Below are 25,147 nucleotides of genomic sequence, written 5' to 3'. Positions count from 1 at the left end.
GTCTTCAGTATGTGTAAATGCGGCGAACGCTCACCACTCACTGTACACCTGTAGTATTTCCACCTGGTAGACATAGGCCGTCGCGTGCCCGATCGGGGCCTTGCGACTGTCCATCTCTTGACCGCTCATTCATCGGTGTGCTCTATCTCTAGAACGACCATATTGTTCGAGTTCGACTTTGCAAACGCATCCTTTACCAGCTCGTCTTCATCTGGATCTATCCCGCCATGTGAATCGAAGTACCCGACACTTTTGATCATCAGTCCTACGTGGCCCCACTTGTGCGATTCCATATAAATCGATTGGGGATGTTTATCGATGGAGAGTAGCCAGCCGTGTTTTTGTAATAATTTGTATGCTCCGGTAGTGGCATCAGCGTGTCCCTGATCCCCGATGTCGATAGCCAGTACCTTTGAGATGCTGGTGACCCCGTCCCAGGTGCTTTCGGTCTCACTTTCCGCCAGCACCTTTCCGATGGTACGTACCTCGCTGATCGCGCCCTCGTCGACCCGTATCGTGGTGGGAAAGAGTTCCGAGCAGGCGGATGCTGCGAGAAGTACGACAATCAAACCACTTGTTGTCCAGCGTGAAAGGGCGTGCTCTTTCCCTCCGGCGTGACGGGACATGTGCGCCTCTCCAGGACAGGTGGTAGCAGTTCGCATCTACGCATCTCCGATATTCGTAAGCGGCATCGCGAATCCAGCCGTTCACCTAGGTCCATCGTTGCCGGAGGTCGCCGTCGATATGCGTCGCTCTTCGCCGGGGCTGTTCGAAATCCGGCGCCTAATGGCGATCGAGGTGGAGTCAATCCCCGGCGATCACTTCAACCTGCTTTCCGGGAGCGCCCTGCGTTTCTCCGATAATCGCAATGAGTACCTGATTTTGGACTCGCTTTCTCAGTGCGACTTCACCCCCATAGGCTTTCGCCTCCTGCTTCGAGAGAGGCTCCCAGTGGTCCGCCTTCATCTGGGTCGACACCTCAGCCGCCGAAGTGATCTGTCCCCTTATTGGGATGAGGACGGCCGGATCGTCCCAGGAATCACAACCAGACATTTCATCTCTATGCGGTGCTTCATCTGTGCCGAACGAATTCCTTGTCGCCTCTCTGACTATGGCGAAGTATTTCTTGGCCGAAGTTTCGCAGTTGATCGAACAGCCGCCACAGATGAGGGTCGTTGTCGCGCCGACCAGGAAAGCCAGGGCGATGGGAGAAAATTTCCTAGCCACAGGCACAGATTCACCTGCTGGTGTCCGCCAGGGTCTTTGCGGACACGACGCCGCCGAACGCGCCCCGGCTGTAGGTCTCCTGCTTCACGCCTGCGGCATCGGTGACGGCGACCACATCGTTACTGGTGCCGGCGTGTTCATAGCTCGTGGTGGTGCCGCCCTCGGTGCGGCTGGTCAGGACCGGCTTCAGTCGGGCGCCGGTGTCATCGGTGCGTGCGACTGCCGGTACTCTCCCCGGGGCACGGAAGATGTGATGGGGGACGGCCATGAACACAACCGCTGATCGGATGGCGGCGGCGTACTTCGACGCCATCGAGCTCCTCTGCGGGGTGACACCGAAGGGCTGGTACGCCGAGCGGGGCAGCGCCCGCGCGGCGGTGACCCACGCCGGCGTCGCGACGCTGAACGTGGCCTACGACACGACGCGCGAACCGGACCTCGGGGCGCTCGACGCGATGGCGACCGAGGTCGGCAGGCAGGCCGTGCCCTGGTCGATCATGGTTCGTGGCGAGGCGGGCGACGAGGTCGCCGACCTCGCGGCCCGGCACGGACTGGCCGGCCGCTCGGATCTGCCGTTGCTGGCCTGCTCCGCGGACATCGCGTTCCGGGCCGGCGCGGCACAGCGGCAGCTGGTGCGCCGGATCGGCGCCGCCGAGAACGACCTCTACACCGACACGCTCACCCGGGCCTTTGAGGCTCCCGAGGGCGCCTTCGGCTCGCTCATGGGCGGCGGCGTGCTCGACGCCGACGGCATCACGGGCTATCTGGCCGAGGAGTCCGGACGGCCCGCCGGGACCGGGCTCGGTGTGCGGACGTCCGGCGTGGTGGGAGTGTTCAACATCGCCGTCGTCCCGTCCGCGCGGGGCCGTGGCCTTGGCCGGGCGATCACCGAGACCGTGGTGCTGGACGGCGTCGCGGCGGGCGCGGACGCGGCCTACCTGCACTCCAGCGCGATAGGCCGATCGCTCTACGAGTCGATGGGCTTCCGTCTCGTGGAGAACTGGACCGTGTTCGCGTGACGGACGAGACCTCCGGGTCGACCACGGGACGGGACACCTCGACGATGAAAGGCGACCATGAGCTTCAGTGAGCGCGTGCGCTCGGCGTTCCGGCGCGGTGAGACCGACGCCGTGGTGCGGATGAGCGAGGCCGAGATCGAGCGGGCCCAGGCCGCCGGCGACCTGGCGGGGGAGGTGGAGGCCAGGTACAGCCTGGCCCGGGTCGCCATCCGCGGCGGTGACCTGCGGGGCGGACAGGCCCGGGCCCTGGAGGCTCTCGAGGTCGCGCTGCGCTCCGGCGACCGCGGCCTCGAGGAACGGCCTCGCCACGTGCTGGCCGGCGTGGCCCGCATGTCGGGTGACCTGCTCCGCGCCCGGGATCTGTACCGGGAGAGCATCGCCCTCAACGAGGAGCTCGGCCGGCCCGAGATGGTCAACTCCGAATACCACAACCTCGCGTTCTGCGAGCTGGGCCTGGGCAACCTCGACGTGGCGAGGGAGCTGTTCGCCGAGAACCGCGAGCGGGTGTTCGGCAACGGCTGGGCGGATTTCGTGCCGTACGTCTGCGTGGCGGGCGCCGCACTCGCCTCGGCCGAGGGCGACCACGCCCGCGCGGCGCGGATGATCGGTGTCACGGATGCCGCGTTCGCGGCGATCGGCCAGGTGCCCGACCCCGACGACGCGGCCGACCTCGCCAAGATGCGCGCCGCCGCGCTCGGCTCGCTCGGCCCGTCCGCCTTCGATGAGGAGTACGCGCGAGGACGGCTCCTCCAGCCGCGTGAGGCCTTCGGCGACGAGCGACGCTGACGCGACGGGCGCCGAGGGCTCCCGCGCCGCCGGTGCCGCCCGCCGAGCGCGCCCGTCGAGCGCCGCACTCCTCGCGTCCGTCCGCCGGACCGCGTCCGTCCGCCGGACCCGCCCGGGGCCCGGCGGCCGGTCACGTCCCTTATACGGGCGGGCAGATCGGGCTCGGGTCCTGCGCCGGGGGCTCGGTCCTGACCGGTTGCAGGGCGTCGCGGAAGTCCAGGCTGAGCGGGCCGGCGCAGCCCGGGCGGCGGATCCTGATCAGCCCGTCGTGCCCGGTTGAGCTGAGGAAGGGGCCGTCGGCCAGAGGCAAGGACGTCAGGTCGTCCGGCTGCTTCGTGCCGTCGATCTCCAGAAGGTCGGACAGGTACTTGCCGCCGGGCCTGTGCAGCTGGAAGCGGTACGTGTGCCCGTCGGGGGCCTGGAAGGTGTACGGCGTGCTGATGTCCAGGTATCGGGGGAGATCGGCGTTGAGCTCCTTGGTCTTCGTGGCGAAGGTGCTGAACGGCATGGCCGTGTGCTCCACGGCGTAGAAGAATCCGCCGTTCTGGTACGGCGGCAGGACGCCGTTCGGCTGGTCGATGTGGATGGCGACGTAGAAGCCCAGCCCCTGGCAGCTTTCCAGGTCCAGCAGGAGCCACTGGCCGTCCGACTCGGGGCCGACGCAGCGCAGCCAGCGCTGCGGGACCACGCCCTGGACGCCGCAGGCGAAGCCGCCGGAGACGCAGGTGTTGACCACGGCCCGGTCCGGCGGGCTGCTGACGTCGCGCCGCGCCCCCTCGAACCGGATCAGGTCGGCCGCCTCCACGTCGGCCCCGGTCGGCATCAGCGTGGTCGGCTGGGCGACGCCATGGTCCTTGAAGCCCCTGATCCTGTCGGAGCGGTAGCCGCTGTTGAGGAAGACGCCGCCCGCTGTGATCATGAAGGAGGGTGAGCTGGAGTAGATCTCCACGCCGGGATCGGCGTCGTCCGCGTCGGGGTGGATCTTCGGCCGGTTTCCGTGGAAGAAGGTCTGCTGGTACGGCGTGCCCTTGTTCATGGCCAGTTCGTACGCGGCCCTCGGCGGCCGGTAGGACGAGAGCCCGGAGATCATCGCTTCCAGCCGCCAGTGCGCCGGGATCTTCCCTCCCGTGTAGTCCGACAGACCGGTGTAGGCGAGGAAGAAGGCCGATTGCGGGTCGGAGTCGCCGGAGTAGTAGCTCTTGTTCGCCGCGTCGGTGTGGTCCGCCAGGCGCCGGAAGGGCCCGCTCCGCCTGAGCATGTTGCTGGACGTGGCGAACTTCGTGGTGGTGTAGTCGAGGACGATCTGCGCGCCGGTGCGCACCGCCCTCTGCCGGGCGAAGTCGTACAGGTTGAGCAGTCCGTTGATCGAGTACCGCTGGTAGGGCCGGGCGTTGAACTCCAGGAAGTCGTGCTGGGCGATCGTGTGCATGAAGCGCAGCAGATAGGCGTCCATGCCGTTGACGTGGTTGTCCCAGACCGCGTCCTGCGTGGCGTCGAAGAACAGCTGGTTGGTCAGGTACCGGGCCGTCTCGATCAGCAGGATGTGGTTCTCCGACTCGGGTGACACGAACAGGCAAATGGACTTGCCCTCCTCCGACACCGAGTGCGGCCCGCTCATCGTCAGCAGCTCGTGCAGCAGGCGGTACCACACGTCGTAGTCGAGCAGGTCCCGCTGCTTGTACGCGATGTAGATCAGCCCCTTGAGGAACGTGTCGTAGTCGCCGACGGTCTTCTCCTCGATCGGGCAGTCGTCGGTCTCGGTGCCCACCGGTTTGGTGGGGACGTCCCGGAGGAACTCGTTGACGAGGAGACGGTTGGGCAGGTCGCCTTCGCACGCGTATCCGGGGCCGTCGAGCCTGAGCCGCTGCAGCCGGGCGACGAGCCGCCCCGCCTCGCCCTCGCCCGGCGACGGGTCGTCCAGGTCCAGCGCGTTCAGGCAGGAGTACGACCGGACCGCCGCGTCCGTCCGCGTCTTCTGGGTCGCCATGGCCGTCGCCGGGTCCTCCGCGGACGCCGCGGAGATGTCGACGTCGCCGTCGAACGGCTTCGGCCGCACGGTCACCGGGATCGTCCATTTCTGCCGGCAGGTCGAGCCGGACAGGAGGCCGCCCTTGTCGCAGCCCTCCACCATGAAGGTGATCGGCTTCCACTCGGGCAGCAGCCCCACCCGCAGCCGGCCCGACACCCGGGATCCGGTGACCGTCCGCTGCTGCGGGTCGGTGCCGTCGCCGTCCCAGCGCACCAGGAAGCGGTCGTAGTCGAACCGCGGCCGGGTCGGCCCCCATTCGACGACGGCTCCGTCGGCCTCCTGGTAGGCGGCCACGACCATGCTCTCTCCCTGTTCGGGCGACCAGGCGATCTGCCCGCCCTGGAACGTCTGCCGCTTGCCGCGCCGGCCCGGCACGTCCTCCTCCGGGCCCGTCGGGCAGCCGAGGAACCCGGCGGGCCCGCGTAGCTCCAGCCACCTGTCACGGATCAGCCCGACCGGCTGCTCTCCGCAGAGCGGCTCGGACGCCGGCTGGAAACGCAGCCGGACCGGGACGGTCCACTTCTGCCTGCAGGTGGCTCCGCTGAGGAAGCCGCCCCTGTCGCAGCCCTGGACGGTGAAGCCGTACTCGCCGAACCCCTGCAACCGCGCGGTCCACCGCCCGAGGTCGCCGTCCGCCGGCGACATGCGCCTCGCGTCCCGCTCGTCCTGCCCCAGGTTGACGCCGTCCCTGTCCCAGCGGACCTGCCAGAAGTCGTACGTGTACGGGGTCGAGGGCCCCCAGTCCACGCTGACCCGGTTGCCCAGGAGATAGGCCGCCACCGCCATGTGCTCGCCCTGCTCCGGCGACCAGACGATCTGTCCTCGTTCGAAGTTCTGGCGCTTACCCCGGTGTCCGGGGATGTCCTCCTCCGGGCCGGTGGCGCACCCGAGCGGGCCGGAACGCGAGCCCATGTCGAACCACTTGGCGCCGATGTCGCCCTGAGGCCGTATCGGGCACTCGGGAGGAACTCCGTCCTGGGACCCGCCGCCGCCCCTGTCGAGCCTGGTGCTGACCGGGATCGTCCAGCCCTGCCGGCAGGTCGAGCCCTCGTACCTGCCCTGGTCGCAGCCCTCCACGATGAAGGTGTAGGTGCCGTTCCTGTCGGGGTAGATCACGTGCGACCCGGAGTCGGACCAGCTGAACCTCGCGCTGTCCTGGCCGAGGTTCTGGCCGTCGCGGTCCCAGCGCACCAGGAACTTGTCGTAGTGGTACGGGCCGGTCGGCCCGAACTCGACGACGGCCGACTTGCCCAGCAGGTACGCGGCCACCGTCATGGCCTCGCCCTGCTCCGGCGACCAGGCCACCTCGCCGCCCTCGAACGTCTGGCGCTTGCCCCGGTGCCCCGGCACGTCCTGCTCAGGGCCGGTGGGGCAGCCCAGCGGCCCGTCCTTGCCCTCGAGCAGGACCCACCGCGTGTGGATGGGACCCACGGGGAGCAGCTCACACGTGCCGGCCGAGGCGGCGGTGGCCCGCGGCAGACCCAGGGAGGACGCGATCAACGCCAGGACGACGAGAAGCCGAGTGACCATGGTGGCAGTGTCATCCGGCCCGCCCGGCGGTCACATGAGTACCCGCGTACTCAACCAGCAGGCTAAACCGTTTGCCCGCAGCCGGCGTGCGCTGGGATGCTCGGCCGGGCAGGAACGGAGAGGAAACCGCGACGTGGCCGTCACCGGATCCAGCAAGCCGTCATCCAGCGAGCCGCCATCCCGCGAGCCGTCATCTGGCGAGCCGCCTTCCCGCAAGCCGCCGGAGTCCAATCCGGAGGTCCGCACGGCGGCCGGCGTCCTTCGCGGCGGCCGGGAGGCGGGCCTGGCGGTCTTCCGCGGCATCCCGTTCGCCGAGCCGCCGGTCGGCGCCCTCCGGTTCGCCGCGCCGCGGCCGGCGCGCGGCTGGGACGGTGTCCGCCCGGCGGTCGCGTACGGCCCGCCGCCCCCGCAGTCCGGCCTGCTCGGTGCGTCCCAGGACGCCGCCGGCGACGACTGGCTGACGCTCAACGTCTGGACGCCGGAGCCGGATCCCGAGGCGGGGCTCCCGGTGATGGTGTGGATCCCCGGCGGCGGGTACGCCATGGGCACCTCCAGCCTCCCGGAGTACGACGCCGGGCATCTGGCCCGCGGTGGAGTCGTGGTCGTGACCCTCAACTACCGTCTCGGGATCGAGGGTTTCGCGCAGATCGAGGGAGCCCCGGCCAACCGGGGCCTGCTCGACCAGGTCGCGGCCCTGCAGTGGGTGCGGGACAACGTCCGGGTGTTCGGCGGCGACCCCGGCCGGGTCACGATCTTCGGTCAGTCGGCGGGCGGCGGATCGGTCGCCGCGCTGCTCGCCATGCCGCACGCCGCCGGGCTGTTCCGCAGGGCGGTCGCGCAGAGCGTGCCGGGGACGTTCTTCTCTCCCGAGCTGGCCGCCGACATCGCCGCCGCCTGCGCCGCCGAGCTGGGCGTACGGCCCACGGTGTCAGGCCTGTCGGCGGTGTCTCCGGCCCTGCTGCCCGCGGCGGGCGACGCGATCGCCGCCACGACGGTCCGGCGGCGGGAGCGCTGGGGGCGGATCGCACACCGGCCGATCCCGTTCGCCCCGGTCGTCGACGGTGACGTCCTGCCGGTGACCCCGTGGCAGGCGCTGGCCGGCGGCGCGGCCCGGGACGTCGGGCTCCTCGTCGGGCACACTCGTGACGAGCACCGGCTGTTCAGCCTGATCGACGGCGTGCTCGGCGAGGTCACGCACGAGCAGACCGAGACCGCTCTGCACATGCTCGCCCCTGGCCCGGACGGCGCACGCCGGTACCGGGAGGCGTTCCCGGCCGCGGCCGACGAGGAGCTGTACGAGCTGGTCAACGCCGACTGGCTGTTCCGCATGCCGAGTCTCCACCTCGCCGGCGCGCAGATCGCCGGCGGCGGCCGGGCCCACCTCTACGAACTGACCTGGCCCGCCCCGGGACTGGGCGGCGCTCTCGGCTCCTGCCACGGCCTGGACGTGCCGCTCGTCTTCGGCAACCTGAGCAGCGGACAGCCCGCCGTCCTGATCGGCGACCCGCCCTCCCCGGCGGCGGAGGAGCTGTCCGCGCGGATCCGCGGGGCCTGGACGGCGTTCGCCGCTCACGGCGACCCGGGCTGGCCGCCGTACGACGCCGGCGACCGTCTCGCACAGCTCTTCGACACGCCGTCGACGGTCACCGCCTACCCCGAAGAGACCTCGCGGCTGCTGTGGCAGGACCACACCTTCCCGCCGCTCCCGCTGCTCGCGGGGTGAGACATCGTCCCGCCGGGCGGCCTCGGGCGGCGCCGCCACGGGGAGTGATTGACTTGTTCGCATGAAGGTTGGTGTCACAACGTTCATGACGGATGAGGGCATCGGACCTGCCGCGCTGGCCACGGCGTTGGAGGAGCGTGGTTTCGATTCGCTCTTCCTGCACGAGCACAGCCACATTCCCGTGGAGCGGGAGACGCGGTTTCCCGGGGGCGGCGAGCTTCCCAGGGTGTACTACCGGACCCTCGACCCGTTCGTCGCGTTGACGGCGGCCGCGACGGTGACCCGCGACCTGCTGCTGGGGACCGGGGTGGCTCTGCTGGCCCAGCGCGACGTGATCCATACCGCCAAGGAGGTCGCCAGCCTGGACCTGGTGTCCGACGGCCGGGTGATCTTCGGCGTGGGCACGGGCTGGAACCGCGAGCAGATGCGCAATCACGGCACCGATCCACGCAGGCGGGGGGCCCTGCTGAACGAACGGCTGGGCGCGATCAAGGAGATCTGGACCAGGGACAAAGCCGAGTTCCACGGCGAGTACGTCGACTTCGCCCCGATCTTCTGCTGGCCGAAGCCGGTACAGCACCCGCATCCGCCCGTCTACATCGGCGGCGACGGCCAGGCGGCGCTGGCCAGGGTGGCGGCGCACGGCGACGGCTGGATGCCGCACGCGGTGGGGCACCCGGCCCGGGTCCGGCCCCAGTTGGACCGGTTGGCCGAGGTCGCCGGGGACGTGCCGGTGATCGTGGCCTCCGTGCCACCCGATCCGGAACTCGTCGCCGCCTACGCGGAGGCGGGGGCCGGCCGCGTGGCGCTTTCGCTGCCGACCCAGCCCGAGGCCGAGACCCTGCGCACGCTGGACGCGTTCGCCGCGCTCGTCGGCGACTGCCGGTAGCCGCGGCGGGGGTGAAGACGGAGATCCGCCTGGCCGGATGCCGGTCTCAGGCCGGGTGGCCGGGCCCCTTCGACCTGGCGATGGCCGCGAGTCGGGCGAACTGTTCCCCCATGCCGCGCGTCCCGCTCAGCGGCGTACGGGCGTGCGGCCAGATCGCCCGGGCCAAGGTGACGTGTCGCGCACCTCCGAGGAGCACGACAGGGTCGAGGCGGGCGAGTCCACGCTGGTGCGCCTGGTCCAGCAGAAGCCCGGCCGTGACGGCGTCGGCTGTGCCGTGCGGGGTGTCGTACGGCTCGATGACGTCGTCCGGATCGAGCAGCCCGTAGCGGGCGGACAGGATGATCAGCCGGTCCGGCCGTAGCGCCTCGGCCGCCTTGCGGCATGCGCGATGGTAGGAGCCGATATACATGTCGGCCGCCCGAGCGGCGTGATCGAGCTTCCTGCTGCCGCACGGGATCACGACCAGTTCGGGACGGGCGAAGTCACGGTAGTCGCTCATCGTCGGGCCGGCCGTCCCAGCTCGGCGTCTTCGCGCACGTCAGGTCGTCCACGGTGGGTCATGTCGCCTCCCGGAGTCGAACTCGTCGGCCGCGGGGCCGCGGCCGAGGGGTACAACGGGGCGGCGGGCGGCGGCGATGGCGGGTGGTCCGGACCCGCGACCCTCGGATCCGGACACGCGGGCCCGCCGGACAGCGGCAGACGGCGGCGGGGCGGCGGACGGCCCCGGCGCCACCCGGCCCGGCTCGGGTGAACGGCTCGGCTGACCGGCTCGGCTCGGCTGACCGGCTCGGCTCGGCTGACCGGCGCGGCTCGGCTGACCGGCGCGGCTCGGGCGGCCGCATCGGGCGATGTCCTGATGTGCCGCAGTTGTGGCGTGTTGAGCTGGCGTTTTGGGCACCGATGCCGCCCTAGGGTCGAAGAGCCCGACGCGATCGTCCGGACGCCGTCGATCCGACCGTCGTGCCCGCGACGACGGCGGGCCGGCCGCGTCGCGCGACTGTTCGCACCAGGAACGCTTCTGCCCCACGTACGTGACGTGCGGGAGTTCCACGCGTCCCCCACGCACTCGACCAGTGCGGACCTCAAGCCTGGCACGGAGAGGAGAGACCACGCATGACCCTGCTGGACGACGTCGACGAACCGTCCGACCTGCGGCGCCTGAGCCATGCGCAGCTGGCCGCCCTCGCCGGGGAGATCCGCGCCTTCCTCGTCCGGCACGTCGCGAAGACCGGAGGGCACCTCGGACCCAACCTGGGAGTGGTCGAGCTGACCTTGGCGCTGCACCGGACCTTCGACTCCCCACGCGACGCCCTGCTCTGGGACGTCGGCCACCAGGCGTACGTCCACAAGATCGTCACCGGTCGTGCCCGCCGGTTCGCCGAGCTGCGGCGCCGTGGCGGCCTGTCCGGTTACCCCAGCCGCGCGGAGTCCCCGCACGATCACATTGAGCACTCCCACGCGTCGGCGGCGCTTTCCTACGCGGACGGCATGGCGAAGGCGCGCGAGCTGTCCGGGGATAAGGACCGGCGCGTCGTGGCCGTCGTGGGTGACGGCGCTCTGACGGGCGGCCTGGCCTGGGAGGCCCTCAACAGCATCGCGGCGGCGCCCCGACGCCCCGTAGTGATCGTCGTGAACGACAACGGACGCTCGTACGCCCCCACCGTGGGAGGCCTCGCCCGGCACCTGGCCACGCTCCGGACGCGCTCGGGCCACGAGCGGCACCCGGACGGGGGCGAGCAGGCACCGGGCAGCGCAACGGGACAGACCGTCCCGGATGCTCGTGCCCCGCGGGTGCTCTTCGAGGATCTCGGCCTCACGTATCTGGGCCCGGTCGACGGGCACGACATCCCGGCCCTGGAGGAAGCGCTGGAGCGCGCCAAGGCATCCGAGGCCCCCGTCGTCGTCCACTGCGTGACGCGGAAGGGCCTCGGCTACCGGCCGGCCGAGGAGGACGACGAGGACCACCTCCACGGTGTCGGGGTGATCGACCCGCTCACCGGCCGGCCACCGCGCCCGGGCGGGCTCAGCTGGTCGGCGGCCTTCGGGGACGAGATGGTCTCGCTCGCGGCCGAGCGCCGGGACCTCGTCGCCATCACCGCCGCCATGCCCGGATCGGTGGGGCTGACGAGGTTCGCCGCGGCGTACCCGGCACGGTGCTTCGACGTCGGGATCGCCGAGCAGCACGCGGTGGCGTCGGCCGCCGGGCTCGCGATGGCGGGCCTGCATCCGGTGGTCGCGCTCTACGGCACCTTTCTCAACCGGGCTCTCGACCAGGTGCTGATGGACCTCGCGTTGCACCGGCTGGGCGCCACCCTCGTCGTGGACCGGGCGGGGGTCACCGGAGACGACGGCCCGAGCCACAACGGGCTTTGGGATCTCGCCCTGCTCCAGCCGGTCCCGGGTCTGCGCATCGCGGCGCCACGCGATCTGCCGACGCTCCGCGAGGAGTTGCGCGAGGCGATCGCCGTGACCGGCGCGCCCACCGCCGTCCGATTCCCGCGGGGCGCCGTCGGAGCGGACATCCCCGCCCTCCGCCGCACCGGCGGCGTCGACGTGTTGCGTGAGTCGCACGACGGAGTCCTCGTGGTCGCCGTGGGAGCGATGGCCCAGGCCGCCCTGGACGCGTCGCGGCGGTGCGCCCGGCACGGCGTCGAGACGACGGTGGTGGACCCGCGGTGGGTCAAGCCGCTGCCCGCGGAGCTGATCCGGCTGGTCACCCGGCACCGCGCGGTGGTCACTGTCGAGGACGGTCTGCGCGCCGGAGGCGTCGGGACGGCGCTCATCCAGTCGCTGCACGACGCCGGAGTCCGCGCCCACGTCCAGGTGCTGGGCGTGGCGGACGGCTTCCCCGGCCAGGGCACTCGCGCGGAGATCCTGGCCGAGGCCGGTCTCGCCGCGGAGTCCGTCGCCGAGGCCGTCATCGCCGCCGCAGAGACGACGCTGTGACGCGAGCCGGCGGCAGGGAACCAGAGGCCGGTCAGGCGGCTGGGGGAGGGATCACGCCACCACGACGCCGCTGCGCCCGGCGGTCTCGGGCGCAGCGGCCCTGTCCACGCCGGCGGTGCGGAAGCCCGCTCTGACGATGCCCGGGGTGACCCCCAGATTCCGCACGAACGCCCTGCGCATCGACTCGGGGGAGCCGAAGCCGGTGCGGCGGGCGATCACGTCCATCGGATCGTCGCAGGTCTCCAGCATCGCCTGCGCCGCTTCGAGACGGACCTGTTCGACGTAGCGGGCCGGAGTCGTCCCCACCTCGTCGGAGAAGAGCCGGCTGATGTGGCGGGCGCTGACACCGGCCCTGCGCGCCATCGCGGCCAGCGTGTGGTCGGCATCGGGGCTCTCGACGACGGCGTCCAGCACCCGGCGGAGCATCCCCTGCCGGGTGTGCGGGGCACGCGCGCGGACACTGAGCTGGGACTGCCCTCCGGGCCGCTGCATGAAGACGACCATCTCCCTCGCCACCGCACGGGCCACCTCGGCCCCGTAGTGCTCCTCGACGAGCGCCAAGGAGAGATCGATGCCCGCGCTGGCCCCGGCCGACGTCATCATCCTGCCGTCCTTGACGAAGATCGAGTCCGGTTCGACCTGGACGCCGGGGAAGCGCAGCGCGAGTTGCCGCGCGTGCCGCCAGTGGGTCGCCGCGCGACGGCCGTCCAGAAGGCCGGCGGCCGCCAGCAGGAACGCGCCCGTGCACAGGGAGGCCGTGCATCGGGCGCTCCCGTCCAGCCTCCGCACGGCCTCCAGCAACGCGCCGTCCCTGATCGGCCTGTCCCACTCGGGTCCGCCGGGGACGACCAGGATGTCACCGGCCTGCCTCAGGTCGCCGACGGACAGATCGGCGCTCAGACGGGTCCCCGACGACGTCGTCACGTCCGCCCCGTCGACGGACACCGTCCGCACCCGATAACGACCGCCGAACTCGTTCGCCGACGCGAACACGTCGAGCGGCCCGGTCACGCCCAGCAGCCGGACCCCCGGATAGATGAGGAACGTCACCGTGAGCGGCCCCGTCCCGGCTGGCCTGTGGCTCATCGCCCCCTCCGGACCGTGCCCCGCGAACCCCCCGATGCTATCCGTAGTGAGTTCGCATTCCAAACCAACTAGGGTGACGGCATGAACGACGCCGGTCCTCGCGCCTGCCCCATCGCCGGGACCCTCGACCTCGTAGGCGAGCGGTGGTCGCTGCTCGTGCTGCGCGAGGTGTTCCTGGGCGTCCGCCGGTTCGCCGACATCCGCGCCAACACCGGCGCGCCCCGAGACGTCCTCACCAAACGGCTGCGGTCGCTGGAGTCGGCCGGGATCCTGGAGCGCCGCCCGTACCAGGACCGGCCCCCGCGCTTCGAGTACCACCTGACGCACGCGGGGCGGGATCTCGAGCCGGTGCTGATCGGGCTGAGGGAGTGGGGCCTACGGCATCTGGCGGACCCGCCGCCGACTCCGCGGTTCCGGCACACCTGCGGCGCCGACGTCGAGACACGCGTCGTCTGCGCCGCCTGTGGCGAACCTCTGGAGGGATCCGGCCTCGTCACGGTCCACGAGGAGGCGGGCATCGCGACCGGGTGACACCGGCGGACGGAACGACGGCGTCGGTATTTACAATACAGTACAGGTCTGTATTGTAATTCGCGTGGTGGAGACGGAGCCGGACCGGCCGCCGGGGCGTCCGCGAAGCGCGGACATCGACGCGGCGATCCTCGCGGCGGCCGTGGACCTGCTGATCGAGCGCGGAGTCGACGCCGTCACGATCGAGCAGGTCGCCCGCCGCGCCGGCGTGACCCGGGCCACCGTGTACCGGCGGTTCCCGGACAAGATCCGGCTGCTCGTCGCCGCCATCGCCGCGGGCCAGGACGCGTCGCCTCCGCCGCCGGAGCCGGTCGACGTCGAGCAGATGCTCGCCGCCTGGGCGCACCACCTGGCCCGGCCCCGGCTGCGGCAGCTCACCCGCCGCCTGATGACGTCGCTCCACGATCACCCGGCTCTGCGGGAGGCGTACTGGAACGCCGGAATCCGGCGGCGGGAGGAGGCGATCCGCGCCAGCCTGGAGGACGCACGTGATCGCGGGAGGTTCCCCCCCTCCGCCGACCTCGGCGTCATCCAGACGATCCTCACGGGCGCGGTCGCCACGCACCTCACCACGCAGCCCGACAGCAGCAGCGAGGGCGAGATCCTCGACTTCCTGCTGGCCGTGCTCCGGCAGACCGGGTACCGCGACGGCGGGTGACCGGCGTCATCACTGGGAGGACCGGATGGAGAAGATCCCCGTCACCTTCACCGGAGTGCGCGTCACCGCGCTCCTGGAGCTCTACCTGCGCTGGCTCGACAGCCGGGACCGCCACCCGATCCTCGGCGACGAGACGGCGCAGCAGGCGATCGACCGGCTCGACTTCGACTTCGGCCAGTTCAGGCCGCTCAGCGTAGGACGTTTCGCGGTCGGGGTGCGCTCCCGGACGATGGACGACTGGATCCGGGCGTTCCTCGCCCGCACGCCGGGGGCGGTCGTCCTGGACATCGGCAGCGGGTTCGACAGCCGCGTCCGGCGCGTCAACCCGGCGGACGGCCACCACTGGTACGACGTCGACTTCCCGGACATCGTCGAGATCGCCGACCGGCTGTACGGCCCCTGGCCGGGCCACACCTACGTCGGCGCGTCGGTCACCGAGCCCGGCTGGCTCGACGCGATCCCGCGGGACCGGCCCGCGATCGTGGTCGCCGACGGTCTGCTGAACTTCCTCCCCGAGCACGACGTGCGGCAGGTTCTCTCCCGGATCGTCGAGCACTTCCCGAGCGGTGAGATCGCCTTCAACATCACCTCGCCGGTGGTGCGGAAGCAGCGTGAGAGACGGCCGGTCCCTCTGTTCACGAAGTTCGGGATCGTCGAACAGTGGTTTCCCGGCGACCCGCGCGACGTCGAACGGTTCCATCCCCGGCTCCGCCTCGCGGAGGTCGGCAGCCTCGGCGACGCCACCCTGCTCAGGCGCTCCCCGCTGTACTACCGGCTGCTGACGGTCCTGATCGGCCTGGTCCCGGCGTGGCGCAACGCCGGATGGATACCGCGTTACCGCTTCTGACGCGGACTCGGCAAATAGCACGGCGCGACCGGCGCCGCCCCTTCCTCGCCCCAGGCGGGCTCGGCCCCGAGCTGGGTGTACAGCTCCAGCTGGTCGAAATAGAGGCGGTGGGCGGTGACCAGGTCGTTCTCCACGGTGAACACCCAGCACAGGCTGACGCTCACGAGCCGGCCGGACGGCTGCAGGATCCGGCCCCCCGCGACCAGGAAGGGCCCGGTGTGCGTGCCGTTGAGCATCCCCTCAACCGCCACTCGATCGCCTTTGGCGATCCGGTCCCACACGGTGATGGACAGATCAGGGATTCCGACCCAGACATGGGCGTGGTAGCACTCGATCTGGTCGCGGCCTTCGGCCTGCATCTCCGGCCCCACCATGGAGGCGTCGGGGCTGTAGCAGCGAACGCAGGCATCCAAGTCGTGTGCGTTCACCGTCTCGATCAGGCGGTCGACGACATCGAGCATCGACAATGCCCCCCTTCCGTCCTGTCGGGGGATGAGGCATAGGTTATGTCGTGCCGTCCGCTGCGCGCACCATGCCCTGACCTGGCGGAAGGCACGGTTTCGCGGAATCGGGACGCCTCTGCCGACGAGCTTATGCGCTGCCGTTCGGACGTGGAAACGGGCGGGCCTGTCCGCCGCCGTACGGACGGCTGTCCGAGCGCGCCGGCGCTCCGGCTCAGTGATCGGACAACGCCAGTCGCAGTCCGAAGCCGACGAGGACCACGCCCGTCATCCGGTCGACCAAGCGGTGGACCCGCTCGCCCGAGAGCCGGCGCCGGGCCACGGTCGTCCCGAAGATCAGTGCGGTGAACCACGCGAGACCCTCGACGTTGTGCACGAGCGCGAGCAGGAGCCCCATCAGCAGGTGCGGCGAGCCCTTCGGGATGAACTGCGGCAGCATGGCCACATAGAACACGCCCACCTTCGGGTTCAGGAGGTTGGTCGCGACACCCCTCAGCCAGGCCCGGTACGCGCCCCCGGAGGCGGCCGTGACCGCGGGACCCGGCTCGGCCGCGCCCCCGGACGGCGACCGCCGTACCAGCGTGACACCGAACCACACCAGGTAGGCCGCCCCGGCGTAGCGGAGCACGGTGTACGCGACCTGGGACGCCGTCAGAAGCGCTGTCACCCCGAGCGCCGCCCCCGCACCCCAGAGCAGCACGCCCGTGTTGACGCCGAGCGCCGTCGCGAAGGCGTGCCTGCGCCCTCTCGTCATGGCGGACCTCAGCACAAGGGCCGTGTCGAGCCCCGGAATGATCGTCAGCATGCCTGCCACGAAGGCGAAGGAAACCAGCGCTGAAACGGGAGTCATGCGGCAATCCTGCCGGAAAGAGACCTGACGAATGTCATGGAGCAACGAGGCGTGATCGCACTGCCCCGGTGCCGGTGCCCGCGATCACGATGGTGGGCATGACAGACGAACGGCACGTCCCCGTATTCGGCGCAGACCTCAACAACCCCGGCAGCCGTAAGGCGTTCACGACCATCCGGATGCTCACCGGGGGGTACCTCGCGCTCAGCGCGCTGACCCTGATGGTCATCGCCCTCCGGCACGACGACCCGGCCATGGTCAACTCCGCCGTGTGGGTCCGCGGCGTCATCGTGACGGTCAGCGCGGCGTTCACGTACGCCTTCGCGGTCCGCGCGGCGCGTGGCTCCCGCGGCGCGTACCGCAGGTTGCGCGTCATCGCCGCGGTCATGGTGGTCGCGATCGTGGTGATCATCGCGCTGCCCGGCACGTTCCCGGTGTGGATGAAGCTGGAACAGGCCGTCTGCGGGCTGCTGCTGCTCGGCGTGGTCGCGACGGCCTTCGGGCGGCACCTGCGCTCGGTGTTCGCCGGCGCGTGAGCCCCGCCACCCGCACACCCGGGAACGCCGTCTACCATGCCGAGATCGGCACCGCCGGCCGGGCATGGCGGACGGCGGAGGGAAACCAGGTGACAGACATGCCGGACCGCGATCCGCAGCGATGGGCCCAGGGCTGGCGGCGCGTCTTCCTCGCGGCCGGAATGCTGGTCTTCCCGGCCGTGGCCGCCTCCGGTGTGGCCGAATACGCGGACGGCGTCACGGCGATCGCCGGGTACGCCATCGTGGCCGTCTTCTGCGTCGCGTACGTGCTGACCGGCCTGGCCTTCGCGCGGAACCGGCCGATCACGGTGTGGACGCTGCTCGGGCTCATGACCGTGCTCTTCGCGGCCTCGTTGCCCATCGCCCGTGACTTCGCCTTCTATCTGGGCGTCGTCGTCGTCTCCCTGGCCGCGATGATACGGCGCCGACACCTGGTGCCGATCATCGCGGGCGGAGCCCTCGCGGCGCTCGTGGTGCCCTGGGCGGTGCGTCCCTGGCATCTCGGGTTCGGCTGGACCCAGGCAGTCATGATCATTTTTACCGGCCTGACGGTGGTCGGCTTCTCCGAGATCGCCACCAGTAACCGCGCCCTGCTGGAGGCCCGCGCCGAGGTCGCCCGGCTGGCCTCGGAGGCCGAACGGGCCCGCATCTCGCGCGACCTGCACGACCTGCTCGGCCACTCGCTGACCGTCATCACCGTCAAGAGCGGTCTGGCCCGCCGCCTCGCCGCGAGCGGGTCGCCCCGCGCCGTCGAGGAGATCGCCGCCGTCGAGGGTCTGGCCCGCCAGGCGCTCACGGACGTGCGAGCCGCCGTGTCGGGCTACAGCGAGGTGACCCTCGCCGGTGAGCTCGCCCGCGGCCGGGAACTGCTCCGCGCGGCGGGCGTCGTGGCCGACCTGCCCACGGCCGCCGACCTGGTGGAGCCCGCCCACCAGGAGCTGTTCGGCTGGGTGGTGCGGGAGGGCATCACCAACGTGGTGCGCCACGCGCGGGCCACCCGGTGCACGGTGACCCTCTCCCCGTTCCGCGTGGAGATCCGCGACGACGGGACCGGCGCCGCCGCGCCCAACGGCAACGGCCTGAGCGGGCTGCGCGAGCGGGTCGCCGCCGCCGGGGGGGCCGTGGAGGCCGGGCCGGCCGCCCCCCGCGGCTGGCGGTTGCGCGTCACCCTCGGCGAGGACGAACCGGCGGCGTCTTCCGTGTCTTCCGTGCCTTCCGTGCCTTCCGCGTCTTCGGCGACGACAGGAGACCACCCCGCATGACCATCCGGTTGCTGCTCGCCGACGACCAGGACCTGATCCGCGCGGCCCTGTCCGCGCTGCTCGACCTGGAGGACGACTTCGAGGTCGTGGCCTCGGTCAGCCGGGGCGACCAGGTCGTCGACGCGGCCCGCGTCCACCGTCCCGACGTGGCCCTGCTCGACATCGAGATGCCCGGCCTCGACGGGCTCGCCGCGGCCGCGGTGCTCACCGCGCAGGTACCGCACTGCCGCGTGATCATCCTGACCACCTTCGGCCGCGCCGGCTACCTCCGCCGGGCGATGACCGCGGGCGCCGTCGGCTTCGTCGTCAAGGACGCTCCGCCAGAGGCCCTGGCGGACGCCGTTCGCCGGGTCATGCGCGGCGAACGCGTCGTGGACCCGGTGCTCGCGGCGGCGACCCTCGCCGCCGGCGACTCCCCGCTGACCGGACGGGAGCGCGACGTGCTGAACGCGGCCCGCTCGGGCGCCACCGTCGCCGAGATCGCCGCCAAGCTGTACCTGTCCGAGGGCACCGTGCGGAACTACCTGTCGGCGGCGATCGCCAAGACCGGCGCGCAGAACCGGATGGGCGCGGTACGCGTCGCCGACGACCGCGGCTGGCTGTAGGAGCCAGTGGCGGCGATGCGCGGGCTGCCGGAAGGCGCGCCACATCCAGGGACCAGGCGGGCCGGCCACCTCCGCCGCTGCCGCACCGCCCGGCCACGCCTTGCCGGGGCCGGTCAGGTGAGGGGGACGGTGGTCGACTCGCGCACCACCAGCCGGCAGGGGTGGGCGTGGCGGCCGGGGGAGGGGGAGCCGTTGATGGCGGCCAGCAGCATCTCGGCCGCCGAACGGCCGAGCCCCTCAAGGTCCAGGTCGATGCTGGTGAGCGGCGGCTGGCAGGCCTCGGTCATGACGTCCCAGTTGTCGAACCCGATGAGGGCGACGTCCTGAGGGACCCGGCGGCCGGCGGCCCGCAGCGCGTCGCAGACGCCCCGGGCGATCTGGTCGCTGCCGCAGAAGACGGCGTCGAACTCGGTCCGGCCGGCCAGGAGGATGCCGACGGCCTGACGGCCCCACACCTCGCTCCATCCGCCGAACAGCGGCGGAGCGACCAGGGAGAGCCCGTCTTCGCCGAGCCGCTCGGTCGCCGCGGCCGCGCGGACCCGGGCGGAGTTGTGGTGCTCGGGCCCCGTGATGTGCGCGATCCGGGTGCGGCCGACGGCCAGGAGATGCTCCACCGCCTTGCGGGCGCCGCCCGCCTCGTCCGGGACCACCGAGCAGTCCTGCGGGTCGGCGGAGCTGATGAAGGCGTAGACCACGGGCACGGGCAGGTTCGCGCTGATGGGCGCCCGTGCCTCGGTGCGCCGGCCGGTCACGATCATGCCGTCGACCCGGCGGCTGAGGAGGGTCCTGACGTAGTACTGCTCGCGGATGGGATCGTCGCGCCCGTCGCAGAGGAAGACCGACATCTCCCCGGCGCCCAGCGCGTCCTCCGCGCCCATCAGCACGGGGATGCTGAACCGCCCTATCGTGTCGGTGGTGATCATGCCGACGGTGTAGGTGCGGCCAGAGTGCAGGCTCCGGGCGCCCGCGTTGGCCTCGAAACCGAGCTGCCGGGCCGCCTCCCGCACCCGTACCCGGGTCTCCTCCCGCAGTGATCCGCGCCCGTTGAGCGCCTTGGAGGCCGTGCCCACCGACACCCCGGCCAGCGCCGCGACGTCGGAGATCGTGGCATGACGCTCCAGCTTTCCCACGTTTCCTCCACTTTCCTAGAGACGGTTGCCTTGCGGGCCCACTCTACAGGCCGTGTGTACGGCCGGGAATCGCCGTAACAACGCGGACACAAGCTATTGACCGGCCCGGAATCGCTTGGATACCGTGACGGCAATCGTTTTCCTAGTTTCCTACCGCGGGTGACGACGCTTCCTCGAATCACCCGAGCGGTCCGCCGTTCACCGTTCCACGAAAGATGAGGCATGACCGAGCAGAAGTTGTCAGACACGTCTGCGGCTCCCGGCGTCCGGCCGATCGGGACGCCGGCCCCGTCCGGCCCGCACGGCTCCGCCGGTCCGGTCGCTCCGGGCCCCGGCGCCGTCGCCGCGCTGCGGCCGCTGGGCGTGGGCCAGGCCCGTCTCGACGCGGACGGCCTGCTGGGGCGGTGGCGGCGGCGTAACGCCGAGGACACGTTGCCGCACTGCGTGGACAACCTGCACCGCGCCGGGAACATCGGCAACCTCCGGGCCGCCGCGGGCGAGTCGGACGAGGCGTTCGCCGGCATGTGGTTCGCCGACTCCGACGTCCACAAGACCTTGGAGGCCGCGGCCTGGGAGCTGAGCGTCTCATCCGGCGACGGGGCGCTGCGGTCGTTCGTGGAGGACACGGCGGCGCTGCTCGCCCGCGCCCAGCAGGCGGACGGCTATCTCAACTCCTACTTCACCGTGGCCGCGCCGGACGAGCGGTGGCGCAGGCCCGACTGGAGCCACGAGCTGTACTGCGCGGGTCACCTGATCCAGGCGGCGGTCGCCGCGGCACGCACCGGGGTGGGCCCGGAGCTCGTGGCCGTCGCGCGGCGGTTCGCCGACCTGCTGGTGGAGCGGTTCGGCCCGGACGGGGTGGAGGAGGTGTGCGGGCATCCGGAGATCGAGACCGCGCTCGCCGAGCTGTACCGGCTGACCGGTCATCGTCCGTACCTGGACCTGGCGCGCCGGTTCCTCGACCTGCGGGGACGGGGGCTGCTCGGGCCCGGGCGGTTCGGGCCCGCCTACTACCAGGACCACATGCCCGTACGGGAGGCCCGTGAGGTCACCGGCCACGCCGTACGCCAGCTCTACCTGCTGGCCGGCATGGTCGACGTGGCGGTGGAGACGGGCGAGCCCCAGCTGCTGGAGGCGGCCGAGCGACTGTGGGAGGACGCCGTCCACCGGCGCACCTACGTGACCGGCGCGCACGGCTCGCGCCACCGGGACGAGGCGTACGGCGACCCCTACGAACTGCCGCCCGACCGGGCCTACGCCGAGACCTGCGCGGCGATCGCGAGCGTCCACCTGAACTGGAGGCTGCTGCTGGCGACCGGCAGGGCCCGCTACGCCGACGAGATGGAGCGCGCGCTGTACAACGGCGTCGCCGCCGCCGTCTCGTCCGACGGCAGGCACTTCTTCTACTCCAACCCGCTGCAGGTGCGCACCGGCCACACCGGTTCGGGGGAGGAGGCGGCGGGGCGGCGGCTGCCCTGGTACTCCTGCGCCTGCTGCCCGCCCAACATCGCCCGGCTGATGGCCTCGCTGCACGGCTACCTGGCCACCGCCCACGACGACGGCCTGCAGATCCACCTGTACGCCTCGGGCAGCGTCAGCGCCGAGGTCGCGGGCGCCGCCGTACGGGTGGACGTGCGCACCGAATACCCCTGGCAGGGCCGGGTCGAGCTGACCGTCGCCTCCGGACCGGGCGTCCCCTGGACGCTCGCGCTGCGGGTGCCGGCCTGGTGCGACGCCTACACGGTCCGCATCGACGGCGGACCGGTCATGGCCCCCGCCCGGGACGGCTACATCCGGCTCACCCGGGTCTGGGCACCGGGCACGACGGTGGTTCTCGACCTGGAGATGCCGGTCCGGCAGGTGAGCGCCCACCCGCGGGTGGACGCGGTGCGGGGCTGCGTCGCCCTGGCCCGGGGGCCGCTCGTGTACTGCCTGGAGCAGGCCGACCTGCCGCCGGGCACGGTGCTGGAGGACGTGCGGCTGGACCCCGCCGCCGAGGTGACCGCGGCCGGCCGGGAGGACCTGCCGGGCAGCCCGGTCGTCCTCACCGCGCGGGGGTCGCTCGCCGACGCCGGCGACTCGCTGTACACCGCCGGGATCAGGCGGGAGCGCGGCGGCGCCCCGCTCACGTTCACGGCGGTGCCGTACTTCCTGTGGGGCAACCGGAGCGAGGGCCCGATGCGGGTCTGGATCCCGGTCGCCGCCACAGGATGACCAAGGCGGGCCGGCCCTGCCCGGTCCGGCCCGCCCGCATGGGGACCGTCCACGGCGTCAGCCGGCTCGGGGAGGAACGGTCCCGCTCCACCTCCTGCTCTCCCCCCACCTGAGCACAGAAAGAGCGAGGTCGTTCATGCGCAGACCCCGATCCCCGTCCAGACGCGCGGCAGGGCTGACGGCGCTGCTGGGCGCGGCCCTCGGCGTCCCCGTGACGCCCGCCGAGGCGGCCGGCGCCACCCTCCCGGTGAATGCGGCCGGTTCACCGCCGTGACCGCGCCCACGACCATCTCCACCAGCACGTCCAGCTGACCTGATGCGCCCGCGAGTCCGCACCCTGGATGTGCGGGCCGCGGCGGTGATCGCGATGATATCGGCCGGACGCCGGCCGTCGAAAGGAAGAACGATATGGAAAGCCTCGACAGGGGCCGGCGCGTCGCCGGCCTGGGCCTGGTGGTCCTCGTCGTCGCGGGCGGCCTCACCGCGTGCTCAGGGGACTCCGGCGGCGACGGCGCCGGCGCCTCGGCGGGCGCGAGCCAGGCCGCCGGCGGCGGGACCTACACGATCTGGGACCCCTACCCGCAGTTCGACGACTCCTCCGACTGGGTGAAGCTGCTCACCCAGTGCGGGACCCAGGCGGGGGTGACCGTCAAGCGGACCGGCTACGACACCACCGACCTGACCAACAAGGCGCTGCTGGCGGCCCAGCAGGGCAACTCCCCGGACGTGCTGATCGTGGACAACCCCGTCGTCTCGACCCTCGCCGACGCGGGGGTGCTGACCTCGACGGACGAAACGAAGATCGACACCTCGGCCGTCTCGCCCAACCTGCTGGCGGCCGGCCAGCTCGGCGGCAAGACGTACGGCATCCCGATCGGGGCCAACACGCTGGCCCTCTACTACAACAGCGACGTGCTGAAGAAGGCCGGGGTGGACGCCGCCTCGGTGAAGGACTGGGCGTCGCTGACCGCGGCGCTGGAGAAGGTGAAGGCGGCGGGCAAGAAGGGCATCACGTTCTCCGCGATCGGCACCGAGGAGGGCAGCTTCCAGTTCCTCCCGTGGTTCTGGGGCTCCGGCGCGCAGCTCACCAAGCTGGACTCGCCGGAGGGCGTGGCGGCCCTGTCGCTGTGGACCGACTGGCTGAAGAAGGGGTACGCCCCCAACTCGGTGATCAACAACACCCAGACCACGAGCTGGCAGGAGTTCGCCACCGGTGACTTCGCCTTCGCCGAGAACGGCACCTGGCAGCTGGCCAACGCCAAGAAGACCGGCTTCCCGTACGGCATCATCCCGATCCCCGCGAAGGACGGCGGGACCGCGCCGGCCCCGACCGGCGGCGAGTTCGTCAGCATGCCGGTCCAGAAGGACACGGCCCGCTACGCCACCACCCAGAAGCTGGTGACGTGCCTGACCAGCACGGACAACTCGCTCACCACCACGACCACGCTGTCGTACATCGCCCCGACCGAGCAGGTGCAGGCCAAGCAGGTCGAGCAGAACCCGGAACTGAAGGTGTGGGTGGAGGCGGTCAAGGCGGCCAAGGGCCGTACCAGCGACAACCTCGGCACCAAGTACCCGAAGATCTCCGAGCCCATGTGGAAGGCGATGCAGGCCGCGCTGAGCGGCTCGCAGCCGCCGCAGGAGGCGCTGACGGCCGCCCAGAGCGCGGCGGCGAGCGCCACCCAGTAGGCACGCGCGGTGCGCGCGGTGCGCGCGGGCCGGGCCTCCGCCCGCGCGCACGTCGCCGTCCCGCGGACGTCAGATGAGGAAAGCATGAAACACGCAACACAGACGCCGGCTCCGGCCGCGGCCCGCGACAGGCGGGAGCCGGCACCGGGCCGGGGGGCCGGGAGCACCCGCCGCAGGCCCGCGCGGCGGTCGGGGCAGTGGGCGGCGTGGGCGTTCCTCGTGCCGGTGGTGGTCTACCTGCTCGTGTTCTACGCCTATCCGCTGTATCGCAACGTCGACCTGAGCCTGCGCAACTACACGGTCCGGTCGTTCGTGCAGGGTGACGCCCCGTTCACGGGGCTCGCCAACTACGCGAAGGTCGTCCGCGACGCCACGTTCGGTCCGGCGCTGTGGCACACGGTGGTGTTCACCGTGGTCTCGCTGGCCTTCCAGTTCACCATCGGGCTCGCCCTGGCGGTGTTCTTCGTCAGGAACTTCCGTCTGTCGGCGACCCTGCGCGCGCTGTTCCTGGTGCCGTGGCTGCTGCCGCTGATCGTGTCGTCCTCGACGTGGTCGTGGATGCTCGACAGCGAGTCGGGCGTGGTCAACGCGACGCTGAAGGCGATGGGGCTCGGCCCGGTGAACTGGCTGACGTCCCCGGACTGGTCGCTGTGGTCGGTGACGATCGCCAACATCTGGATCGGCATCCCCTTCAACCTCGTCGTGCTGTACAGCGGCCTGCAGGCGATCCCGTCGCACATCTACGAGGCGGCGGCCCTGGACGGCGCGGGCGGCTGGCAGCGGTTCCGCAGGGTGACGTTCCCGCTGCTGCGGCCGGTCTCGGCGATCACGCTGCTGCTCGGGCTGGTCTACACACTGAAGGTGTTCGACATCATCTGGATCATGACGAAGGGCGGCCCCAGCGACGCGTCGACGACGCTGGCCACCTGGTCGTACCGGCTGGGATTCGGCAACCTGCTGCCCTCCTTCGGCCCCGGCGCGGCGGTCGGCAACCTGCTGATCGTCATCGCGCTGGTCTTCGGCCTCGTCTACATCCGCGCGCAGCGACGGCAGGTGGGGGCATGACGACGACCCGGCGCGGCTGGTGGCGTACGTGCCTGGGTGTGGTCTTCACCGCGCTCATGCTCTT

Annotated in this window: 24 protein-coding genes; 15 read left to right on the top strand and 9 right to left on the bottom strand. The window is 71.4% G+C overall.

The window, feature by feature from the left end; translation table 11 throughout:
• Window positions 1-125 precede the first annotated feature (125 nt).
• The 3 genes from Mco01_RS30125 to Mco01_RS30115 form a co-directional block, all read right to left on the bottom strand.
• Window positions 126-626, bottom strand: a complete 501-nt coding sequence (locus tag Mco01_RS30125) for a hypothetical protein (protein WP_204060248.1) — start codon at window positions 624-626, stop codon at window positions 126-128.
• A gap of 178 nt (window positions 627-804) precedes the next feature.
• Window positions 805-1,233 carry a hypothetical protein gene (locus Mco01_RS30120; protein WP_204060247.1) on the bottom strand — a complete coding sequence of 143 codons (429 nt, stop codon included), beginning with the start codon at window positions 1,231-1,233 and terminating at the stop codon, window positions 805-807.
• Between the two features lie 4 nt (window positions 1,234-1,237).
• Window positions 1,238-1,495 (bottom strand): hypothetical protein, encoded by a 258-nt coding sequence (locus tag Mco01_RS30115; protein ID WP_204060246.1) that lies wholly within the window; start codon window positions 1,493-1,495, stop codon window positions 1,238-1,240.
• Here Mco01_RS30115 and Mco01_RS30110 point away from each other — a divergent pair.
• Window positions 1,494-2,246: a GNAT family N-acetyltransferase gene (locus Mco01_RS30110; RefSeq protein ID WP_204060245.1), complete on the top strand. Its 753-nt coding sequence runs from the start codon at window positions 1,494-1,496 to the stop codon at window positions 2,244-2,246. The two genes, Mco01_RS30115 and Mco01_RS30110, sit on opposite strands and share 2 nt — an antisense overlap.
• Window positions 2,247-2,303: 57 nt before the next feature.
• Window positions 2,304-3,032 carry a hypothetical protein gene (locus Mco01_RS30105; RefSeq protein WP_204060244.1) on the top strand — a complete coding sequence of 243 codons (729 nt, stop codon included), beginning with the start codon at window positions 2,304-2,306 and terminating at the stop codon, window positions 3,030-3,032.
• 139 nt (window positions 3,033-3,171) lie between these two features.
• Here the strand turns inward: Mco01_RS30105 and Mco01_RS30100 are convergent, their stop codons facing one another.
• Window positions 3,172-6,591 (bottom strand): LGFP repeat-containing protein, encoded by a 3,420-nt coding sequence (locus tag Mco01_RS30100; RefSeq protein WP_204060243.1) that lies wholly within the window; start codon window positions 6,589-6,591, stop codon window positions 3,172-3,174.
• 133 nt (window positions 6,592-6,724) lie between these two features.
• Here Mco01_RS30100 and Mco01_RS30095 point away from each other — a divergent pair, with 133 nt between their 5' ends.
• Together Mco01_RS30095 and Mco01_RS30090 are read left to right on the top strand one after the other, a co-directional pair.
• Window positions 6,725-8,314: a carboxylesterase/lipase family protein gene (locus Mco01_RS30095; RefSeq protein WP_204060242.1), complete on the top strand. Its 1,590-nt coding sequence runs from the start codon at window positions 6,725-6,727 to the stop codon at window positions 8,312-8,314.
• Window positions 8,315-8,375: 61 nt separating this feature from the next.
• Window positions 8,376-9,203, top strand: coding sequence for an LLM class F420-dependent oxidoreductase (locus Mco01_RS30090; protein WP_204060241.1), 828 nt, complete (start codon window positions 8,376-8,378; stop codon window positions 9,201-9,203).
• Window positions 9,204-9,249: 46 nt separating this feature from the next.
• Here Mco01_RS30090 and Mco01_RS30085 read toward each other — a convergent pair whose 3' ends face one another.
• Window positions 9,250-9,702 carry a DUF6884 domain-containing protein gene (locus Mco01_RS30085; RefSeq protein ID WP_204060240.1) on the bottom strand — a complete coding sequence of 151 codons (453 nt, stop codon included), beginning with the start codon at window positions 9,700-9,702 and terminating at the stop codon, window positions 9,250-9,252.
• A gap of 614 nt (window positions 9,703-10,316) precedes the next feature.
• Here Mco01_RS30085 and dxs point away from each other — a divergent pair.
• The gene (gene dxs / locus Mco01_RS30080) at window positions 10,317-12,149 is read left to right on the top strand and encodes a 1-deoxy-D-xylulose-5-phosphate synthase (RefSeq protein ID WP_204060239.1); all 1,833 of its coding nucleotides are present in this window, start codon (window positions 10,317-10,319) and stop codon (window positions 12,147-12,149) included.
• A 51-nt stretch (window positions 12,150-12,200) separates the two neighbouring features.
• Here the strand turns inward: dxs and Mco01_RS30075 are convergent, their stop codons facing one another.
• Window positions 12,201-13,235 carry a GlxA family transcriptional regulator gene (locus Mco01_RS30075; RefSeq protein WP_204060238.1) on the bottom strand — a complete coding sequence of 345 codons (1,035 nt, stop codon included), beginning with the start codon at window positions 13,233-13,235 and terminating at the stop codon, window positions 12,201-12,203.
• A gap of 81 nt (window positions 13,236-13,316) precedes the next feature.
• Here Mco01_RS30075 and Mco01_RS30070 point away from each other — a divergent pair, with 81 nt between their 5' ends.
• The 3 genes from Mco01_RS30070 to Mco01_RS30060 all read left to right on the top strand — a co-directional run bounded on the left by Mco01_RS30070 (window position 13,317) and on the right by Mco01_RS30060 (window position 15,271).
• Entirely contained in the window at window positions 13,317-13,766 is a 450-nt protein-coding gene (locus Mco01_RS30070) for a winged helix-turn-helix transcriptional regulator (RefSeq protein ID WP_204060237.1), read from the top strand.
• A gap of 64 nt (window positions 13,767-13,830) precedes the next feature.
• The gene (locus Mco01_RS30065; RefSeq protein ID WP_204060236.1) at window positions 13,831-14,424 is read left to right on the top strand and encodes a TetR/AcrR family transcriptional regulator; all 594 of its coding nucleotides are present in this window, start codon (window positions 13,831-13,833) and stop codon (window positions 14,422-14,424) included.
• 25 nt (window positions 14,425-14,449) lie between these two features.
• Window positions 14,450-15,271 (top strand): class I SAM-dependent methyltransferase, encoded by an 822-nt coding sequence (locus Mco01_RS30060; protein ID WP_204060235.1) that lies wholly within the window; start codon window positions 14,450-14,452, stop codon window positions 15,269-15,271.
• Here the strand turns inward: Mco01_RS30060 and Mco01_RS30055 are convergent.
• Both Mco01_RS30055 and Mco01_RS30050 read right to left on the bottom strand, forming a co-directional pair.
• Entirely contained in the window at window positions 15,259-15,732 is a 474-nt protein-coding gene (locus tag Mco01_RS30055) for an ester cyclase (protein ID WP_204060234.1), read from the bottom strand. The genes Mco01_RS30060 and Mco01_RS30055 overlap by 13 nt on opposite strands.
• A gap of 214 nt (window positions 15,733-15,946) precedes the next feature.
• Window positions 15,947-16,582 (bottom strand): LysE family translocator, encoded by a 636-nt coding sequence (locus Mco01_RS30050; RefSeq protein WP_204060233.1) that lies wholly within the window; start codon window positions 16,580-16,582, stop codon window positions 15,947-15,949.
• Between the two features lie 98 nt (window positions 16,583-16,680).
• Between Mco01_RS30050 and Mco01_RS30045 the strand changes: the two genes are divergently transcribed.
• The 3 genes from Mco01_RS30045 (at window position 16,681) to Mco01_RS30035 (ending at window position 18,985) form a co-directional block, all read left to right on the top strand.
• Window positions 16,681-17,118 carry a hypothetical protein gene (locus tag Mco01_RS30045; protein ID WP_239104007.1) on the top strand — a complete coding sequence of 146 codons (438 nt, stop codon included), beginning with the start codon at window positions 16,681-16,683 and terminating at the stop codon, window positions 17,116-17,118.
• A 98-nt stretch (window positions 17,119-17,216) separates the two neighbouring features.
• Complete coding sequence (locus Mco01_RS30040; RefSeq protein WP_204060325.1) at window positions 17,217-18,380, top strand: histidine kinase; 1,164 nt, start codon at window positions 17,217-17,219, stop codon at window positions 18,378-18,380.
• Window positions 18,377-18,985 carry a response regulator transcription factor gene (locus Mco01_RS30035; RefSeq protein WP_036329593.1) on the top strand — a complete coding sequence of 203 codons (609 nt, stop codon included), beginning with the start codon at window positions 18,377-18,379 and terminating at the stop codon, window positions 18,983-18,985. The genes Mco01_RS30040 and Mco01_RS30035 overlap by 4 nt, the downstream gene beginning before the upstream one ends.
• Before the next feature lie 113 nt (window positions 18,986-19,098).
• On the opposite strand, the gene Mco01_RS30030 is transcribed toward Mco01_RS30035, so the two are convergent.
• Window positions 19,099-20,115 carry a LacI family DNA-binding transcriptional regulator gene (locus tag Mco01_RS30030; RefSeq protein ID WP_204060232.1) on the bottom strand — a complete coding sequence of 339 codons (1,017 nt, stop codon included), beginning with the start codon at window positions 20,113-20,115 and terminating at the stop codon, window positions 19,099-19,101.
• A gap of 222 nt (window positions 20,116-20,337) precedes the next feature.
• Here Mco01_RS30030 and Mco01_RS30025 point away from each other — a divergent pair, with 222 nt between their 5' ends.
• The 4 genes from Mco01_RS30025 to Mco01_RS30010 all read left to right on the top strand — a co-directional run bounded on the left by Mco01_RS30025 (window position 20,338) and on the right by Mco01_RS30010 (window position 25,083).
• Window positions 20,338-22,329 carry a glycoside hydrolase family 127 protein gene (locus tag Mco01_RS30025; protein ID WP_204060231.1) on the top strand — a complete coding sequence of 664 codons (1,992 nt, stop codon included), beginning with the start codon at window positions 20,338-20,340 and terminating at the stop codon, window positions 22,327-22,329.
• A 136-nt stretch (window positions 22,330-22,465) separates the two neighbouring features.
• Window positions 22,466-22,603, top strand: coding sequence for a hypothetical protein (locus tag Mco01_RS30020; protein ID WP_204060230.1), 138 nt, complete (start codon window positions 22,466-22,468; stop codon window positions 22,601-22,603).
• A gap of 134 nt (window positions 22,604-22,737) precedes the next feature.
• Window positions 22,738-24,018: a sugar ABC transporter substrate-binding protein gene (locus Mco01_RS30015; RefSeq protein WP_204060229.1), complete on the top strand. Its 1,281-nt coding sequence runs from the start codon at window positions 22,738-22,740 to the stop codon at window positions 24,016-24,018.
• Window positions 24,019-24,102: 84 nt separating this feature from the next.
• Window positions 24,103-25,083 (top strand): carbohydrate ABC transporter permease, encoded by a 981-nt coding sequence (locus Mco01_RS30010; protein ID WP_204060228.1) that lies wholly within the window; start codon window positions 24,103-24,105, stop codon window positions 25,081-25,083.
• The last annotated feature ends 64 nt before the right edge of the window (window positions 25,084-25,147 follow it).

Source organism: Microbispora corallina (genome assembly GCF_016863035.1).
Taxonomy (GTDB): domain Bacteria; phylum Actinomycetota; class Actinomycetes; order Streptosporangiales; family Streptosporangiaceae; genus Microbispora; species Microbispora corallina.
Note: the sequence above shows the minus strand (reverse complement) of the source record. Positions and strands in the feature narration are given on the sequence as shown.